Annotated in this window: 18 protein-coding genes and 1 pseudogene; 7 read left to right on the plus strand and 12 right to left on the minus strand. The window is 53.6% G+C overall.

Going from position 1 to position 17,263, the window contains the following annotated elements:
• The first annotated feature begins 32 nt into the window (after nt 1-32).
• The 3 genes from JCM17844_RS00210 (at nt 33) to JCM17844_RS00220 (ending at nt 2,612) form a co-directional block, all read left to right on the plus strand.
• Nucleotides 33-1,616, plus strand: coding sequence for a peptide chain release factor 3 (locus JCM17844_RS00210; RefSeq protein WP_235898846.1), 1,584 nt, complete (start codon nt 33-35; stop codon nt 1,614-1,616).
• Nucleotides 1,616-2,254, plus strand: a complete 639-nt coding sequence (locus tag JCM17844_RS00215) for a hypothetical protein (RefSeq protein ID WP_149999141.1) — start codon at nt 1,616-1,618, stop codon at nt 2,252-2,254. Before JCM17844_RS00210 ends, JCM17844_RS00215 begins: the two co-directional genes overlap by 1 nt.
• Nucleotides 2,255-2,405: 151 nt before the next feature.
• Nucleotides 2,406-2,612 (plus strand): hypothetical protein, encoded by a 207-nt coding sequence (locus JCM17844_RS00220; protein WP_149999142.1) that lies wholly within the window; start codon nt 2,406-2,408, stop codon nt 2,610-2,612.
• Here the strand turns inward: JCM17844_RS00220 and JCM17844_RS00225 are convergent.
• The 5 genes from JCM17844_RS00225 to JCM17844_RS16955 all read right to left on the minus strand — a co-directional run bounded on the left by JCM17844_RS00225 (nt 2,602) and on the right by JCM17844_RS16955 (nt 6,546).
• Nucleotides 2,602-3,336, minus strand: a complete 735-nt coding sequence (locus JCM17844_RS00225) for an NfrA family protein (protein WP_210431020.1) — start codon at nt 3,334-3,336, stop codon at nt 2,602-2,604. The two genes, JCM17844_RS00220 and JCM17844_RS00225, sit on opposite strands and share 11 nt — an antisense overlap.
• Before the next feature lie 17 nt (nt 3,337-3,353).
• Nucleotides 3,354-3,887 carry a tetratricopeptide repeat protein gene (locus JCM17844_RS00230; protein ID WP_210431021.1) on the minus strand — a complete coding sequence of 178 codons (534 nt, stop codon included), beginning with the start codon at nt 3,885-3,887 and terminating at the stop codon, nt 3,354-3,356.
• On the minus strand, nt 3,877-5,292 hold the full coding sequence (locus JCM17844_RS00235; RefSeq protein ID WP_210431022.1) for a glycosyl transferase family protein: 1,416 nt from the start codon (nt 5,290-5,292) through the stop codon (nt 3,877-3,879). The genes JCM17844_RS00230 and JCM17844_RS00235 overlap by 11 nt, the downstream gene beginning before the upstream one ends.
• Nucleotides 5,293-5,423: 131 nt before the next feature.
• Entirely contained in the window at nt 5,424-6,362 is a 939-nt protein-coding gene (locus JCM17844_RS00240; RefSeq protein ID WP_210431023.1) for a cobalamin biosynthesis protein CobD/CbiB, read from the minus strand.
• A 1-nt stretch (nt 6,363) separates the two neighbouring features.
• Nucleotides 6,364-6,546: a DUF1289 domain-containing protein gene (locus JCM17844_RS16955; RefSeq protein WP_149999147.1), complete on the minus strand. Its 183-nt coding sequence runs from the start codon at nt 6,544-6,546 to the stop codon at nt 6,364-6,366.
• A gap of 193 nt (nt 6,547-6,739) precedes the next feature.
• Here JCM17844_RS16955 and JCM17844_RS00250 point away from each other — a divergent pair, with 193 nt between their 5' ends.
• Nucleotides 6,740-7,846, plus strand: coding sequence for an acyl-CoA dehydrogenase family protein (locus JCM17844_RS00250; protein ID WP_149999148.1), 1,107 nt, complete (start codon nt 6,740-6,742; stop codon nt 7,844-7,846).
• A gap of 41 nt (nt 7,847-7,887) precedes the next feature.
• Here JCM17844_RS00250 and egtD read toward each other — a convergent pair whose 3' ends face one another.
• A complete protein-coding gene (gene egtD / locus JCM17844_RS00255) occupies nt 7,888-8,865 on the minus strand; it encodes an L-histidine N(alpha)-methyltransferase (protein WP_149999149.1) in 978 nt (325 codons plus the stop codon).
• On the minus strand, nt 8,865-10,184 hold the full coding sequence (gene egtB, locus JCM17844_RS00260; RefSeq protein WP_210431025.1) for an ergothioneine biosynthesis protein EgtB: 1,320 nt from the start codon (nt 10,182-10,184) through the stop codon (nt 8,865-8,867). The genes egtD and egtB overlap by 1 nt, the downstream gene beginning before the upstream one ends.
• A gap of 72 nt (nt 10,185-10,256) precedes the next feature.
• Here egtB and JCM17844_RS00265 point away from each other — a divergent pair, with 72 nt between their 5' ends.
• Nucleotides 10,257-10,889, plus strand: a complete 633-nt coding sequence (locus tag JCM17844_RS00265) for a uracil-DNA glycosylase family protein (protein ID WP_149999150.1) — start codon at nt 10,257-10,259, stop codon at nt 10,887-10,889.
• A gap of 20 nt (nt 10,890-10,909) precedes the next feature.
• Nucleotides 10,910-11,830, plus strand: coding sequence for an alpha/beta hydrolase (locus tag JCM17844_RS00270; RefSeq protein ID WP_149999151.1), 921 nt, complete (start codon nt 10,910-10,912; stop codon nt 11,828-11,830).
• Between the two features lie 53 nt (nt 11,831-11,883).
• Here the strand turns inward: JCM17844_RS00270 and JCM17844_RS00275 are convergent, their stop codons facing one another.
• Both JCM17844_RS00275 and JCM17844_RS00280 read right to left on the minus strand, forming a co-directional pair.
• Nucleotides 11,884-12,078, minus strand: coding sequence for a hypothetical protein (locus JCM17844_RS00275; RefSeq protein ID WP_149999152.1), 195 nt, complete (start codon nt 12,076-12,078; stop codon nt 11,884-11,886).
• Between the two features lie 321 nt (nt 12,079-12,399).
• Nucleotides 12,400-12,687 carry a hypothetical protein gene (locus JCM17844_RS00280; protein ID WP_149999153.1) on the minus strand — a complete coding sequence of 96 codons (288 nt, stop codon included), beginning with the start codon at nt 12,685-12,687 and terminating at the stop codon, nt 12,400-12,402.
• 284 nt (nt 12,688-12,971) lie between these two features.
• On the opposite strand from JCM17844_RS00280, the gene JCM17844_RS00285 reads away from it, so the two are divergent.
• Nucleotides 12,972-13,565, plus strand: a complete 594-nt coding sequence (locus JCM17844_RS00285) for a PEP-CTERM sorting domain-containing protein (protein ID WP_210431026.1) — start codon at nt 12,972-12,974, stop codon at nt 13,563-13,565.
• 149 nt (nt 13,566-13,714) lie between these two features.
• On the opposite strand, the pseudogene prsR reads toward JCM17844_RS00285, so the two are convergent.
• The 3 genes and pseudogenes from prsR to JCM17844_RS00300 all read right to left on the minus strand — a co-directional run bounded on the left by prsR (nt 13,715) and on the right by JCM17844_RS00300 (nt 17,065).
• Nucleotides 13,715-15,060, minus strand: a pseudogene (gene prsR, locus JCM17844_RS00290) (PEP-CTERM-box response regulator transcription factor).
• A 20-nt stretch (nt 15,061-15,080) separates the two neighbouring features.
• Entirely contained in the window at nt 15,081-16,472 is a 1,392-nt protein-coding gene (prsK, locus tag JCM17844_RS00295) for an XrtA/PEP-CTERM system histidine kinase PrsK (RefSeq protein ID WP_307725789.1), read from the minus strand.
• Nucleotides 16,370-17,065 (minus strand): hypothetical protein, encoded by a 696-nt coding sequence (locus JCM17844_RS00300; protein ID WP_149999156.1) that lies wholly within the window; start codon nt 17,063-17,065, stop codon nt 16,370-16,372. The genes prsK and JCM17844_RS00300 overlap by 103 nt, the downstream gene beginning before the upstream one ends.
• Nucleotides 17,066-17,263 lie beyond the last annotated feature (198 nt).

The raw sequence follows: 17,263 nt of genomic DNA on the forward strand, positions 1-17,263 counted from the left end.
AATTGCGCGCACGTGATAACAAGGACCGTGTGATGACTCTTGAAGAAGAAATCGGCAACCGCCGAACCTTCGCCATTATTTCGCATCCCGATGCGGGGAAAACCACGCTGACCGAAAAGCTGTTGCTGTTTGGCGGCGCGATTCAGCTTGCCGGAGAAGTGAAGGCGCGCGGCGAAAGGCGGCGTGCCCGGTCTGACTGGATGAAGGTGGAGCAAGAGCGCGGCATTTCCGTTGCTTCATCGGTGATGACCTATGATTGGCAGGGCAGCACTTTCAATCTGCTGGATACGCCGGGCCATGAAGATTTCTCTGAAGATACCTATCGGGTGCTGACAGCGGTGGATAGTGCCGTGATGGTGCTGGATGCGGCCAAGGGGATCGAAGCACAGACCTATAAGCTGTTTGAGGTGTGCCGCCTGCGCGATATGCCGGTTGTTACCTTCATTAACAAGATGGACCGTGAAGCCCTTGATGCCTTTGATCTGCTGGATGAAATCGAGCAGAAACTGGCGTTGGACGTAACGCCCGCCACATGGCCTATTGGCATGGGCCGGGATTTCAAGGGATGTTACGATCTGATCAATGATCGTCTGATTTTGATGCAGGCAGCTGACAAGAATATTCGCTCGGAAGGGATTGCACTGAAGGGGCTGGATGATCCGCGCTTGAACGAATATCTGCCGCAAGATCGCGTTGATAGTTTACGCGAGCAGGTGGAAATGGTGCGCGGACTGTGCAAGCCGTTTGACCGCCAAGCCTATCTGGAAGGCCATCTGACGCCGGTGTTCTTTGGCAGCGCTTCAACAGCTTCGGGGTGCGTGATTTGTTGTCGGGCCTGCGGGATTTTGCACCGTCACCGGGAGCGCAGGCGGCTGTGGAGCGCCAGGTCGATTCAAAAGAGCCGAAGCTATCGGGGTTTGTGTTTAAAATTCAGGCGAATATGGACTAAGCACCGCGACCGCATGGCCTTTGTGCGGCTTGTTTCCGGGCGGTTCAAACGCGGTATGAAGCTGAAGCATGTGCGCACGGGGAAAACCTTGTCGGTGCATAATGCCCAACTTTTTCTAGCGCAGGACCGGGAACTTGCGGAAGCAGCGGTGGCCGGGGATATCATCGGTATTCCCAATCATGGCGGCTATAAAATTGGCGATACCCTGACAGAAGGCGAAGAGATCCGCTTCACTGGAATTCCAAGCTTTGCCCCGGAATTGATGCAAAGGGTGCGGCCCGTAGATCCCATGCGCGCCAAACATCTGGCCCGTGCTCTGGAGCAATTGGCCGAAGAGGGCGCGGCGTCTGTCTTCAAGCCCTATCTGGGGGCCGACTGGATCGTTGGTGTGGTTGGCAGCCTGCAATTCGATGTGCTGGCAGACCGTATTCGCACCGAATTCAATATTCCTGTTCGTTTCGAGCCAACAGAGCTTTATACTGCCCGTTGGGTCGAAGCGACCGACCCTAAGGTGCTCAAGCAATTCATGGACGCCAATCGCGCGGCTTTGGCCGAAGACCATACGGGGCAGCCCGTATATCTGGCCCGCAATCATTGGCACCTTAATAAAGGTCAGGACGATTGGCCCGACCTGAAATTTTTGAAGACAAAACAAGAGGTGGCCTGATGCTTTCTTCGCGTTTGTTGGTGATTATCCCGATTGTTCTTGGGGGCGGCAGCCTTGCTTCTTGCGGTGAACTTCGGGAGCAATCTGAACCCAATAGCAAGCAGATGGAAGCCGCGCTGCGCCATCATTATGATCTGATGGCACAGGCCGTGGGGCCAATGGATTTTGAGGTGGAGCGGGAAATCCGTGAAACCTTTGATGAGACTTTGGACGACGAGACGGATGAGGAGGATGTACAGATCGTGCAGCCTCGCGATCGGGAAGACTGTACCGAAATGCAGATGATCATCCGCAAGCCTAATGGAGAGGAAACAACGGAAACATTTCGTGTTCCTTGCGATGTGCTGGACAAGGCGCGCATTGGTCTGGAAGAGGGGCTGCGGGCGATGGAAGAAGCCTTCGATGAAAGCGCCGTGGTTTTTTCACGCAAGATGGCCCGTTTTTCTCCGGGTGAATTCGATCATGCAAAAAAGATTGCGTGCGTGGCGGCAAAAGAACGCCCGGGCTATGTGTGTGATAGCCGTGTGTGGATGAGTTTTGGAAAAGGTGAGCCGCGTGCGCATATGGTAACGGCCCGCTTTGTTTATGATGGGGATGACTGGCTCGCTTTGGAAGTGGATGACAGTCGGTTTCGGTAAATATACATTTATTACGAGTGCTGAAATTTCCTTCTGCATCTTTTTATCTGTGATGCAGAAGGTTAATCTGATAGCTTTATCCAATCGGTTGCAGAATTTAATGTGTCTGTAGATATTTTTTGAGTAATTCATGTGTGCAAATGAACTGGAAATGACCAAGTCCCTTATACGCGTTCGTTACGCGCTTGAGGCATTGAACGATCAGGATCAAGAAGCCGTGGTGCAACTTTTGGAGCAAACGGCGCAAAAAAAATCCCAAAACCGCGCGCCGTTGATCAATGATGGTCAGGATGTGTATTTTTGTTCGCGCTGCGGTGGCTATCACCCCCGTCAACGGTATTTTGGCCTTAAAAACTAAGGCTCAATGTTACGGTTACGCCATTGGGGTTGCGTGATGTGCCTGCGATATTGTTGCGATATTGCACGGTCAGGTCGATTTTTTGCATAGGGGCTTTATAAACACCGGCCCCAATGGGCAGGCTGATCGTGAGGCCGGGACCGCCTTCCAACAGGGATGATCGCCCCAAAGCATCATCTTGCCAAAGCCCCGATAAAACCAGATGCGGCGTTATCTGTATGGGGCCGAATTCGGCTGCGCGGCCCAGTCTGGCTTCACCGCTGAGTTGTAGATCTGTTTTCGATAATCCAATGGCGGCAATGTCGCCGTAAATGGACCAGAAAAGCCACGATTTTCCTTTTTGCCCGATGGGGCGTTCAAAGCCCGCGCCTTTGGAGGCCGAGGCGCGGAACAGCCAGTCATCCCGGGAAAAGGCCCCAAGGGAAATCAGGCGTTCCACCCCGATGATAATGGATTGGCTGGCAAAAGGTTTCAGTTTCAGGCCTACACCACCTTGCAGGCTTTCATCTTGGGGCGTGGGCGCCGCGCCGTCGATGGTCCATAAAATCCGTGAAAAGCCGGCAATCCAACGGTCTGGCGATCCCAGATCAAGGGGGATGCGGGCATTGCCTTCCAAAATTCCCTGACTTTGGCTTAACACCCGGTCACCGAAACGCAGCTCTTGCCCGGGGGTGGCATTGGTCCGCCATAAAAGGCTGGCAGATCCCCAAAGCGTTTGTGACAAGGCGCGCACTTCCCGCCTCAATAGCTCGGTGGTGCCCGGGTTTTCCTCATGGTCGATGGCGCCTTGAACTGCTCGATCGCACAGGCGCGGTCATGCAACTGGCGGCAAAGATATCCCAATTGGCGGTGCAAAAAGCTGTCTGTCGGGCTGGTTTTTATGGCTTTTTCAAAAGCAACACGGGCTGCTTGCACATCGCCTGCGGCAATCAAGGCAAAGCCCAGTGCTCTCAATGTCTGTGTTTCGGGTTGTAACGCATAGGCAAGCTGGAATGTCTGCGCCGCTTTGGCATAGGCTCCCAAATTATTATACAGATGGGCCAGATCGAGCGCGATTTGAAGGCGGCGCTTCGGGCTTTGTTCCTGATCCAAGGCCCGTTCAAAAAAGATTGCCGCATCTCCATGCTGGCCTTTTTGCAAAAGCTGATAGGCGCACGCTGTCACTTCCATCATTGGATCGCACAGATCGGCCAATGCTTTTGCGGGGCTGAACAAAACAGACCACAGCGCGGCCATCAGCGCAAACCAATGCAAAGGCAAATCTTTATTTCCCATGAATTGCCTCGTCATTTTCGGGGAAGATGTGTGCGGTTTTCTCCCAGTGCAAAGGCGTGCCCAGCAGCCGGTGGGCGGCATAAAGGCGCAGTGCCCGCATGGCCGCTGCAAAATTGATAAAATTGGCAACCACCATGCGCGGGACCGATATCAGGCCGTGTTGCCAGCCATAAAGCCGGGTCGCATAGAGCATACGGTGGGCCACGCGGTTAAACACCAGAGCGAGATTGCCAATCAGCAAAAAGGTCAAGGGCGATCCGGCTTGGATCAAGGGGCGAGTATTGTGAAAGTGCAGCGCTTTCGTGGTTTCAAAAACGAGAATAAGGCCCATGACCACATAGGCAAAAACGCTGACGAGAGCGGTAAGAATGGCCTTCCGGTCCCGCATCAGCATATATCGGGTGGCCCAGTTTCCGGGCCATCCCTGACTTGCCCATGCTTGCAGGGCAATGCCGATCAACCAGCGGGCCTTTTGCCGGACAGCCAGCTTGAAAACTGCGGGGAAATATTCGCGGGTGGCGATGACCATTTGCCCGTCTTTGCTTTCAGGCAGCCGGACGAAAATACTGCGATGACCCAAACGCAGCAGAATCAAGGCCAGTTCATAATCTTCTGTCAGGCTATTTTGTGAAAAAGGACCGTGGTTTTGATGAATGTCTGCCACGTCTTGTAAAGCCTGACGGGAAAAGGCGCAGCCAACACCGGCACAAGGCACACCGCCTGCAAATCTTTCCCGGAAAACCAGATCTTTTTGATGGGCTTCTGCAAATTCATCCAGATAGTGCCCGCTGACAAGATGGCGTAAGCCGATGGGCAGGGGGACCACGGGAAGCTGGATCATATGGGCACGGTCAGACAGATAATTGAACAGCTTCAATTCTTCCGGATGCACCACATCTTCCGCATCATGCAAAACAATCTGCTTGATGGCCTTATGGCAAGGATCTTGATGAAGGGCGCGCCAAAGCGCATTGAGGCAATCGCCTTTGCTGGTGGGTCCAGGATGGTCCAGTATGATGATTTTCAGCCATTTTCCCAAAGGGTCCACAGATCGTGCCGCGCGGGCGGTGGCTTCATCATTGGGATAAACGCCTAAGAAAACATGATAATGTTCATATCGAACCGTATCATGAAGGCGTGCCAGCATGGGGCCGATCACATCACTTTCCTGCCATGCCGGGATGAAAATGGCGATGGGGGATTGGGGGGTATCGGGAAGGGTTTGCGAGCAGGCTCTTTGGGAGGTCCGATAAACGGTAAGGGACCGGGCCAGCGTCCGCACATGGGTGCTGATATCGACAAACAGATCATCAAGCCCCGAAACGGCAAGAATAACCGCAACGATCCATATCAAGCCCGTTAGTGCAAAATGCACGGGCTCTGCCCCCTCCATATCATCCCCCATGAAAGCGTTTCGGCCTTTTCGAGATGTGACCCCCCACATCCCTGTCGATTTTATTACGTATTCTTTCAGGAAATCAATGGATTAGGCCGTAACCATATAAATGGCCAAGGCAAGCAAAAACAGCGTGTATATCAGGCTGAACGGGCCGCCAATTTATGGGCTTGGTTGATGGTGGAGATGGAGGGAGACGGCATATCTTCTCCGAAAATATCGCCCGTGCGTTGATAGCTTCCAATACATACGGGACCGCCCAAGCGGGTCCCTAAAAATCCGGAAAAAAGAGCCACAGACAAGCTGAAGGTCGGCCACGCATAGCGTTTTCTGGCGCAGGCCATATGAAGGCCGCGCGCCAATCCTGCACCTTTGGTGATCAGGCTGCCAAGAAACAGAAATGGCAGGCTTAGAAAGATCGCCGGGGCCAGAAAAACGGCGGAGCTATAACGCAAGGCAAAGCCGAAACTGCGGGCATGATCAGACCGTTCGTCAATCATGATGCTGGCGGTGTCGATCAATTTGAAGGCAAAAAGTGCGGGAAGCCCGCCCAATGCGTACCACAAAAGGGGTGCGATAAAGCCTTGGGAAAACCCCATGGCGATGCTTTCAATGGCGGCGGCGGACAAGCCATTTTTGTCCAGATTGGCGGTGTCCCGCCCGGTGATAAGGGTGATGGTCGCGCGGCCTTCTTCAAGGCTTGATTCCAGACTCCGTGTGATCAGGCGCATACGTTCCAGCATGGGCCGAAGCCCCAAAACAGCGGCAATCAGCATGGCATCTATGATCCAGCCAAAGGGGATCTGCTGCAAAAGAAGCGAAAGGCCCAGTCCGCACAGAAAGCCGAAAATGAGCAGGAAAACCGCTACGGAAATAGAATCGACGCGGCGGGCCCCCTCATTGACGGAAGGGTGGTTATAACGCCGTTCGATCATATTGATCATCCGTCCGGCCAAAACCATTGGCCGTGAAAAAAACCGGCTGATGCGGCTGGAACTGCACAAGGTGAGATTGGCAAGAATGGCGATCAGCAATGTCCATAAGGATTGGTCTAACGCCGGTGGTATTCCCAGATCCATCTTATTGCCCCCGCAAAATTTTTCCCGGCCGACGCTTGGGCAAAGCCACAAGGACGGCATGTTTTTGTGGCCCGTCCGCACGTCCCCACATGCGGATCTCCAAAGCGGTGCGCCAACAGTCCATACACAGTCCCAACACAGGGTCCAATACGCAAATTTTGGTGCAAGGTGATTTGCAGTGCATTGTTTTGATGGATCCCCATACCGTGCAAGAAAACCCCGCCTGCGGTGCTATATCAGACTATGCCAGTGCAAAAGCCCCTGAAGCAAGCGGCGGGTTGAAAGGCAACGCCGTCCGTGCAAATCATGGGCGGATGATTTCCTGGATAACAAGGCTAGGGTGGTGAGATGGATTTTGCGTTAAGCATGAACAGACCATGCTCAAATCGGGCGCAGAGCGGTTTATCCGGGAAAGCTATGCCTTTGAAAAACGGCGGGAGCTTGCGGCTTCGGATGACGGCTTTTCCCGCGACCATTGGCGCAGCTTTGCCGAATTGGGCTGGTTGGCCTTGCCCTTCAAGGAAGAAGATGACGGTCTTGGCGGCAGTGCTGTGGATGTGATGCTTTTGATGGAGCAATTTGGCCGCGGATTGGTTCTGGAGCCTTATCTCTCCACCATTTTGATGGCTGGCGGGGCCATCAGCTCTATGGGGTCGCAAAGCCAGCGCAAGCGTTATCTTCCGGCGATTATGGAGGGTAAGTCTCTGGCCGCCTTGGCGTATGTGGAGCCACAAGGGCGCTATGATCTGGCAGATATCAACACCAAGGCCGAAATTGACGGCAAGGGCTGGCGGCTAAGTGGTGAAAAAAGCGTCGTTTTAGGGGGCGGCTCGGCGGATGTGTTTGTGGTTTTGGCGCGCACATCGGGGGCGCTTCGGGATGAACGGGGGCTTTCCTGCTTTGTACTGGAACGCGGGATGGATGGCCTGACGGTCCGTGATTATCGCACCACCGACGGAAATCGCGCCGCAGAACTGACATTCGATGCGGTGGCTTTGGAGCCGGAGGCGCTTTTAGGCCCGGAAGACGGGGCCTTGCCCTTTATCAATGCGGTTATTGACCGGGCAACGGCGGCGGTCTGTGCGGAAGCGGTGGGCATCATGGATGCGGCGGTGGAGAAAACCCGTGCCTATCTGTTGCAGCGGAAGCAATTCGGCCAGCCCTTGGCGGCATTTCAGTCTTTGCAGCACCGGCTGGCGGATATGGTAATCGGGCTGGAGCAAACGCGGTCGTTGGCCTATGTGGCCAATATCCGTGCGGATGGCGATGATCCTGTGGAACGCGCCCGGGCCGTGTCTGCCGCGAAGGCGGAAGTCGCGCGAAACGGCACCTTTGTTGTTGCCAATGCGGTACAGCTTCATGGAGGCATGGGGGTTTCCGAAGAACTGGATATCGGCACGTTTTTCAAGCGCCTGCATATGATCAATGCGCTATTTGGTGATCGTATATTCCATATTCGCCGCCATGAGGATCTTGTGGCCTGAAAAACCGGCTGTGGCCGGGTTTGGCATGGATGGGCGCGGGATCAATCCGCGCTCAAGACATGCAGGCTGAATAGTTTTTGTTCGTCGGTATAAACCGTGACCGGGGACCAGCCCGCTTTTTTTGCCAGGTCCTGAAAATCGGCTATGGAATATTTGCAGCTGATTTCCGTGTGGATGGTTTCCCCCGCCTTGAAGGAAATCGAATGGCCTGCAAGATCGGTCGTTTGATCTTTCAAGCTTTCCAGATGCATTTCAACACGGCTCATATCCGCATTATAAAAGGCTTTGTGGCGGAAGCTGTTTTCGTCAAAATGGCCGCCCAGTTCCGTATTGATCCGCCGGATAAGGTTGAGATTGAATTGCGCCGTTATCCCTGCGGCATCATTATAAGCGGCATCCAGAACCGTCTTGTCTTTTTTCAGATCCACGCCGATCACCAGAAGTCCGGCATGTCCCACAAGGGATTTCACAGTGCTGAGAAAGCGCTGGGCATCTTGCGGGGAAAAATTCCCGATGGTGGAGCCGGGGAAAAACCCGACCTTGCGGCCTGCATTGTTATTGGCGTTTCCGGGCAAGGCATCAAGGCTGGTATAATCCGCGCAAATGGCGGTGATGGGAATATCGGGAAAATCGGTAGCCAATTCCTGGGCGGCTTCGTGCAGATGGTCGCCGGAAATATCGATAGCGGTAAATCCTGCAGGGCGGTCCAGCGCCTCAAGCAGCAAGCGGACCTTTTCCAAAGCGCCCGCACCGAATTCGATCACCAAGGCTTCGGGGCCGATATGTCGGGCGATATCTGACCGGTTTTTCTCCAGAATCGCCAGTTCTGTGCGGGTGGGATAATATTCCGGCTGCTTGCAGATATCCTCGAACAGGCGTGATCCCCGTTCGTCATAAAAGAATTTTGCCGATACCGCTTTGGGAGTGTTTTTCAAGCCCGCTAAAGCAGCATGCTCGAACGTTTCAAGGTCTGGTGCCAAATCAATATAGGCAGCCAGAGGCGTGGTTGTAGAGGGCATCAAATATCCTTGGCTAAACGAAAACCGCTAAATTGCCATTGGGCATGGGCGGGGAAAAAATTGCGATAGCTGGGGCGCCAATGAACCTTCGGCGTAATACAAGAGCCACCGCGTAAGACATACTGGTTGCACATGAATTTGCCATTATATTCGCCGATGGCTCCGGCAGCGGTGCGGAAGCCGGGATAAGCGCTATAGGCAGATGCAGTCCAGTGCCACACGGCACCGGAAAGCTGGGTGAAGGGGGTGTTGCCTATCTGGCGGGCCGGGCTGGGATGAAGGCGGGGAGGCTCTTCTGCGCGGTGGAGCGCTCTATGGTCTTCTTGCGCGGTCAGGCTGGCGATGGTGGCATATTCCAGCTCTTCTTCCCGGGGCAAACGCGCTCCGGCCCATGTGGCAAAGGCATCGGCTTCATATAAATTGATATGGCATAAAGGTTCAGACCAATTGATGGGCTGGCGTCCATAAAGCGTGAAAATTTGCCAACCATCCTCTTGGCGCGACCAATAAAGCGGGGCGGTGCGGTTTCTGGATTTTACCCAATCCCAGCCTTCGGACAGCCAAAGCATCGGGTTTTGGTAGCCGCCATCCTCGATGAACTCCAGAAACTCTCCGGTGGTGACCAGACGGCTGCTTAGGGCTGCCTCATGAAGCCAGACTTTATGCCGCGGCCCTTCATTGTCGAAAGCGAAGCCGGGCGGGCGGTGGCCGATTTCTGTCAGTCCTTCGGGGATTTTTTGCCATGTGGCTGCGGGGATATCCTGCATGGCCTTGGGGAAGGGGCTGGCATAGCCCGGCGCCAAAGGATTGCACGACAATACATGCTTGATATCGGTAAGCAGCAGTTCTTGATGCTGCTCTTCATGGTGGCAGCCCAGCTCGATCAGGGCGGCGATATCGGGCCAGTCCTCACGATCGGCCCAGCCTTCAATACGGGCATTTACAGCATCCGTCACATGATGCCGATAGTCCAGAACCTGCGACAGGGGCGGGCGGCTCAGCAGCCCCCGTTGCGGGCGGGGATGGCGCGGGCCTTCCGCTTCATAATAGGAATTGAACAGAAAATGGAAATCCGCATCGAATATCTTGTAGGTGGCATCAAGGGCTTTGAGAATGAAGGTTTCAAAAAACCATGTGCTATGGGCCAAATGCCATTTTGTCGGGCTGACATCCGGCATGGATTGAATTTGCGCATCTTCCGCCGATAGCGGTGCCGCCAAGGCCTGCGTTTGCGTGCGGACAGCCAGAAACCTGTCGGCCAAGGCCTGCTGTTCCAGCAAGGCTGGTGAAAGTGGCCGCGATTGGTTTAGATTTTGCAATAATCCTCACCCAAAAGGAAGAAACCCAAATCAGCTTGATGCCGATCCACCCATACTTTAGCGGATATATGAGTGAATTCAAATATTAGCGATAAACAAGTGGAGCCAAGCCTGGCACCTCTTCTTGCTGAAATTAGGGCCTGTAAGGCTTGTGCTGCGCATTTGCCGCTTGGCCCCAATCCGGTGGTTCAGGCAAGCAATAGGGCGCGTTTGGTGATCGCGGGGCAGGCACCGGGATTGGCGGTGCATAAAAGTGGCAAGCCTTTTGACGATCCATCAGGCGCGCGTTTGCGTCAATGGATGGGCATCGATATGGAAGATTTTTATAATCCCCTGAAGGTGAATATCATCCCCATGGGGTTTTGCTATCCCGGACGGAATAAAAACGGCGGCGATTGCCCGCCACGCCCGGAATGTCGGGCACTTTGGCACGATAAACTGTTTGCATCCTTACCCGAACAAAGCCTGATTCTGGTCATTGGGGCTTATGCCCAGCGCTATCATCTGGGCTCTTTGCGCAAGGCGTCCTTGACGGAAACCGTGCGCAATTGGGAAGCCTATGGACCTGTGTATGTGCCTTTGCCGCATCCCAGCCCGCGTAATATCGGATGGTTGAAACGCAATCCGTGGTTTGATCGGGATGTGGTGCCGATGCTACGTCGAAAAGTGGCGGATATCCTTGGCAGGGAAGGAGCGGCGGTGTGAGAATATGGGGCTGCGTTTTTATGCTTTTGGTGCTGGCATCCTGTGCGCCAGCGGTTCAAAAACCCATCACAGAAGAGCCGCAACGGCCATATTTGACGCGCGATCTTTATGTGGCAGCCGATAGGGCACAGCTTCCCTATACCCAATGGCCCGCGCCCCGGTCGTGTGCTGTGGTCGTTGCGCTTCACGGCTTTAATGATTATCGGTCCAGCTTTGCTTGGCCGGGGCCGATTTTGGCGCAGCAAGGGCTTTCGGTTTTTGCCTATGACCAGCGCGGATTCGGGGAAAGCGCACAACCCGGACTTTGGGCGGGGGAAACCCTTTTGGTTCAAGATGCGTTGGGCTTTATACAGGCGGTAAAGGCCCGCTATCCGGATCAGCCGATCATCTTATTGGGGGAAAGCATGGGGGCCGCTGTGGCTTTGCTTACGGCACAAAGCCCTGCGGCGAATGACCTTGTTGATGCTGTGGTCCTTGTGTCCCCCGCGGTTTGGGGCTGGTCTGAAATGCCGTTTTTTTACCGCATGAGCCTGTGGCTGACAGCGCATCTGGCGCCGCAAATGCGGCTGACAGGGCGGGGGCTGGACCGGATAGCCTCGGATAATCGGGAAGCCCTGATTGCCATGGGCCGGGATCCATTTGTTATTAAAGAAACGCGGGTGGATGCCATATATGGGCTTGTGGAGTTGATGCAATCGGCTTTGGAAAGCGCAGAAGGTCTGACTTTACCGACTTTGGTGATGATCGGGGAGCAAGACCAGATCGTGCCGGTTCCCGCGATGCAGGCGCTGGTGGATGCCCTGCCGCAAGCCGTTACAGAAACCAGAATTTATGAAGATGGCTATCATCTGCTTTTACAAGATCACGGCCGGGCCCGTTTCTTGGAGGATGTATCGGACTTTGCGGCAGACCGGATCGGCACATCCTGTAAAGACCACTGAAAAAAATCGTGGATATTTGAGTGTGGCGGCGCGTGATATTGCCAGCCTGTGGATCAGGTGGCGTATTTCTGGGTCAAAGGAGGTTTGATCAAAAGCCAGCCCAAAACACTGCCCATGGCCGCGCCTCCACCAACAACAAGCATGCACGCAGTGCCGGATATGCCACATAAGTGTGCCACCAAAAAAACAAACAAAGCTCCAAGCGCCGTGCTTAAAAAGCCGGCCAAGGCCAGACGCATATGAGACATCGTGACGTTCCCTCATGAGCACTTTGATGTGGATTTCAGCATTTGAATTTACACAAAAATGTAGATATTTACCAGATGTTAATTTTTATGATGTTGGCACAATAAATGCATAGGTTTCTAAGAACGATGTCTGTTTGCGTATATTCATGGCTGTGCACAATCAACGCGATTTGGGAGCCTGATGAAAAACTCTGAGAACCATAAAATCGGACGGCAGTTCAGTCGTAGGGGTGCCCTGTTTTTATGGATTTGCACCAGTCTTCTTGGCTGGGCATGCGTGATGATCGTTATTTCTTTTATTGTTTGACCGCGTTTCAGCCCTTAGCGCGAAAGATGCGGCTCTTCATTTTCACCAGAGCCGGGCTTTACCAAAAACCAGCCAATGAAAGAGCATGACATTGCGCCAGAGAGGCTAAAGAACAAGACATCGCGATCCATTGGCTGAACCACATTGCCATAAGCGCCAAGGGCGGTGCCAAGAGCCAATCCGAGCACTGTGCCAAGCAGACCAAAAGTAAATCCTGAAAGAACAATCTTTTTCATAACAACGCCCTGTGCATAAATATCATCCATAAATAAACAGGATATTTGTGAAGAAAAAATCTCCATATGCTTTGGTTTTTATGAAAATTAAAAACACCTCCTCGAAAGAATAGCTCCAAAGTGGGAGAAGGGGGTAAAAGGCCGGAATAGGAAAATGTGTCTATAAATTTTACAGTTCTAGGATGGGCAGGCATAAGCTGTCATAAAATCTGACATTTTATCCGTTATGGTAGATTGGATGACCTGTTTTTCGCGGTACTTCTGGGTGGCACAGAAGTTGCTTGGGTTGTCTGCTAGGTGATTTGATAGAAAATTAAGAATAACAGCCCAAAATGGCCGCTGGAGCGATAATGAAATCTTTTTCTTTGATAAGTGTGCTGAGCCTGATCGTGGCCTTTTTGCCTGCGTCTGTTCAGGCAAAGCCCGTTGCTGTAGATACGAGCTGTACAACCGGCAATGCCACGGTGGTCGATGCCTCCGGGGTATCTGTTGGCTTTTCAAGCTGCATTGGCCGGATTAGCGGCAATGATGCCGCCCGCGGTGGCGCGCTGATGCTTGGCATGCTGAACGATGATGATGTGTTTGGCGACTTGGATTGGGTTTTTGCCGGCAAATCGGATAGCGGCGACTTCTGGGCTGATGAAGGGGAAGACTATGGCCATTGGGGGCTATTTGCTGGCCTGGCACCCATCAGCGGACCGTTCGTGGTCAGCTTCAAACATGGCAACGGCTTCAGCGCTTATTTCTTTGATGGCGTGACCTCGGTGAAGGGCGGGTGGTTTTCTTTGCCCGTTACGCGCGCTAATGGGCGGACCAATGCCTTGTCCCATGCGTCGCTTTTTCTGGCGCAGACCACCTCTATTCCAGAGCCTTTGTCCTTGGCCTTGTTTGGGTTCGGCTTGATGGGGCTGGTGGTCGTACAACGGCGACGGTTGAGCCGATAATCCGGTCTATGCTTTGTGGAGGGGAAGTAAAGGGCGAGGGCCAAAAGGCTTCCTCGCCCTTTACTATGGCGAAAGATAGCGGTCAGCCGTGCCGCGTCAAACAGGCCGTTTTTGTGCTGTCATAGACGGCGCAACTGTGGGGCAAGGCCTTAACGCAAACCATGGTCTGTCAATAATTGATAAAGGGTAGGGCGGCTTACATCCAGTAATCGCGCCGCCTCGGAAATATTGCCTTCGGCTTGGGCCATGGCCCGCTGGATGGCGTCCAGTTCCGCTTTTTGGCGCGCAACCTTGATGGAGGGGACCGCTTCGGTGGGGGCGTCTGCCAGATCAAGATCTGCAGCGCCAATGCGTCCATTGGCGGTGGCAACGGCGCGTTTGATACGGCTTTGCAATTCCCGCACATTTCCGGGCCAGGAATAATTGGAAATGGCGGCCAAGGCATCGCTGCCAAAGCCAGCATTTTTAAGGCCTTGCTCGCGGCTCCATTTCTCAAGGAAGGTCTGGGCGATCAACACGGCATCTTCGGGGCGCTCGCGTAATGGCGGAACAAAAACCACCGCCTCACCAATGCGGTAATAAAGATCTTCGCGGAAATCGCCTTCTTTAATGGCGGTTTCCATATCCCGATTGGTGGCGCAAACCAGCCGGAAATCCACGGCAATCTGTTTTCTTCCGCCAACGCGTTCAATCACTCGTTCTTGCAAGACGCGCAACAGCTTGGCTTGCAAAGAGAGGGGGAGATCGCCGATTTCATCAAGCATCAAGGTGCCTTGGTGGGCTTGCTCGATTTTCCCCATGGTGGTTTTGTGGGCGCCGGTAAAGGCTCCGCGCTCATAGCCGAACAGCTCCGATTCCAGCAGATTTTCCGGAATGGCCGCGCAGTTGATGGCGATATAAGGCCCCTTGACCCGCTTGCTTAGGCTATGCACCCCTGCGGAGAGCAGCTCTTTCCCGGTTCCACTGTCGCCGATAATCAGAACGGATACGTCGGTTTTGGCCAAGCGCTTGATCTGTTCGCAAACGGATTGCATTTTGCTGTCGGCGGTCACCAGTCCGGGAATGGCGCTTTGGGTGTTTTCGGCCTGAAGCGCGCGATTTTCCTGTTCAAGCTCGAATAATTTGCGCGCCCGTTGAACGATCAATTCAAGCTGATCCAGATCAAGGGGCTTCTCATAAAAATCATATGCGCCCAAGGCCACGGATTTCAGCGCATAGCTGCGTTCTTTCTGGCCGGTCATAACAATGACCTTGGTATCGGGCGATGCTGACAGGATATCTTGTAGGGCCGTCAAGCCTTCGCTTGGGCCATCGGCATCCGGTGGCAAGCAAGATCCAGCAAAGCCACGGCGGGGGCTTCTTTTTGGATGGCCCTGATTGCGGACGGACGGTCTGCACATTCGACGGTTTTCATATCCCCGAAAGCCCATTTGAGCTGACGGCGAATGCCGGGATCGTCATCGACAATCAAAAGCCTATCTGATTTTTCACGCATAGCCTGATGCCAACTTTCTGTTAGGAGAGGGCCGGGAGAACCAGCCGCATTGTTGTGCCAGAGCCGGGGCTGCTGACAACCTCCAGGTCGCCGCCTTGTTCCCGGGCAAATTCACGGCACTGAAAAGCGCCTACGCCAAATCCGCTGGTTTTGGTGGATTGAAAAGGTGCAAAGAGTTTGTCGCGTATAAAATCCAATGTCATGCCTGGGCCGTCATCGCTGATATCAATGATTGCATTGGGACCGACAAGATCAAGAGAAAGCGTAACATTACCCGCCTCGCCGCTGGCTTCCAAGGCGTTGGATAAAAGATGCCCGATGCTGGCCGAAAAGCGCTCTTTGGGAACACGAACCTGAATATCTTCCGCCCGTGGAGACACATGGATGCATAAGGTCGCCGGATGGTTTTTGCCATATTGGGCGACAGTCTCGCGCAACAGTCCGTGGACGGCAATGTTTTCTGGCTCCTCGGCCGAACCGCCGCCTTCTTCAAGCTGTGACAAGCGCAAAATCAGCTTTTGTAAGCGCCCGACACTATTGGCAATGGTTTCGTGCATATCGCGCTGGAATTCGGGATTGTTGGCGTGACGATCAAAATTTTTCAGCATCACGGAAAGCTGGCTGATGATGTTTTTGATATCATGGGCCACAAAGGCATATTGTCGGTTGAAGCGAGCAAATTGCCGGGTTTGCTCAAGGCTGGCAACGGCCTTGGCTTCTGCTAGAAAGCTGGCGCATTGTCGGGCCACCAGCAAAACCAGTTCTTCATCTTCCCAATCGATGCGGTTTTTTGTGCGCGGCTTGGAAAGGGTCAGAAACCCGATGATCGATTGGTTATGTGGCAGGGGAACCACCACCCATGCGCCATCGTCGCGAGCGAAGGGCGAGGCTTTCAGGCGGCTTCCGTAAAGACATAAAGGGGCGCCGTCTTCATCAAGAAAATGGCTTGGGTCATACGCATCTGAAATGGCGTGCCGGGATTTGTAGTTCCATGTTGCCTGCAAGCGCGGGCGGTCATATTCGATCACCCACAGCGCCCCGCCGGGAATTTCCAGAATTTCTGCGCAGGCCCGGATGATCCGGCTTTCCAAAGGGCTTGTGGGGTCGTTTTCGCCAGAAAGGGTTCCCATCAAACGCCGCCATTCATGGGCGTAATCATATTTGCGGGCATAAAAGTTCCGCGCCACGAACAGCTTTATCTTGGCGCGGGCACTGCCCGAAGACAGAAGAAAAAGAAGCAGCATCAAGGCGATGAAAAGCAGTGCCGTTTGTAAGGGCAGTGAGGCCTGCGCGGAGATTTTTGGAATGATCAGGCCGAAAGGGCCACCAGCATCAGATAAAAACCGATGCCGATTAATGTCAGGGAATATAAAGCGGTTTGGCGGGAAACAAAAAAGGGATCGCGCCAGAATTTGTGCCGCGAGGCCGCGATCAGCAAAAGCGGAACCGCCACAAGATTCAGCAGCCCCCGCAGCGTGAAATATTCGCTGCGTGGCCCGGATACGGCAAAAATCTGTGCGTGGACGAACAATTCATATGTGAACACAATGCCAAGGGGGATGCAGATGAATTTCAATGCCCAGCGTTCATATTCGCTGGCGGCTTGGAAAACTCCCACCACAGCGGCCAAGGTGATGACAATGGCCAACAGGTCGATAATGTAAATGGACTGGCCAACCAGATTTGCCAGATGCGGCGGCAGGCCCAAAAGAAAAAGCGCGCCGATTTTTGCCAGAATCAAAACCGGGGTGGCGATGCGAATAACGTGCGGAAGCCCCTTTGCGGACGAGGGCAAAAGACTGGCCAAAAACAGGGCCCAACAGACAAAATGGGCCGTATGCAACACCAAGGCCAGCCAGCCAACCAATGGATAGCCAAGAATGATTTGGCTGACCGCCCATAGGGCGTGGATAATGGCGGCCAAGGCGAAAAGCCGTGTTTGCCCATTGCGCCATCCTTTTGCCAACAAAAGAACAGCGAGCCCGAAAAAACCGAAAGCGGTCAAGATAAATGACCACTGATATATCATGCCGTAAGATCCCCTGTTCTTGCGCCATAAGGCAAGTGTTACCTTCTAACAGTGTGTGACATTACGCAAGTCGAACGCCATATCTTATGTGTTTTTCCTGTTATGGCTGTGACTTGGTGAACATTATGGGCAAACAATATGCTAGGCTTATGCACTGCAAAGACAGGTGGGATA

This window comes from Iodidimonas gelatinilytica (genome assembly GCF_008579125.1).
GTDB classification, from domain to species: Bacteria; Pseudomonadota; Alphaproteobacteria; order Sphingomonadales; family Rhodothalassiaceae; genus Iodidimonas; species Iodidimonas muriae.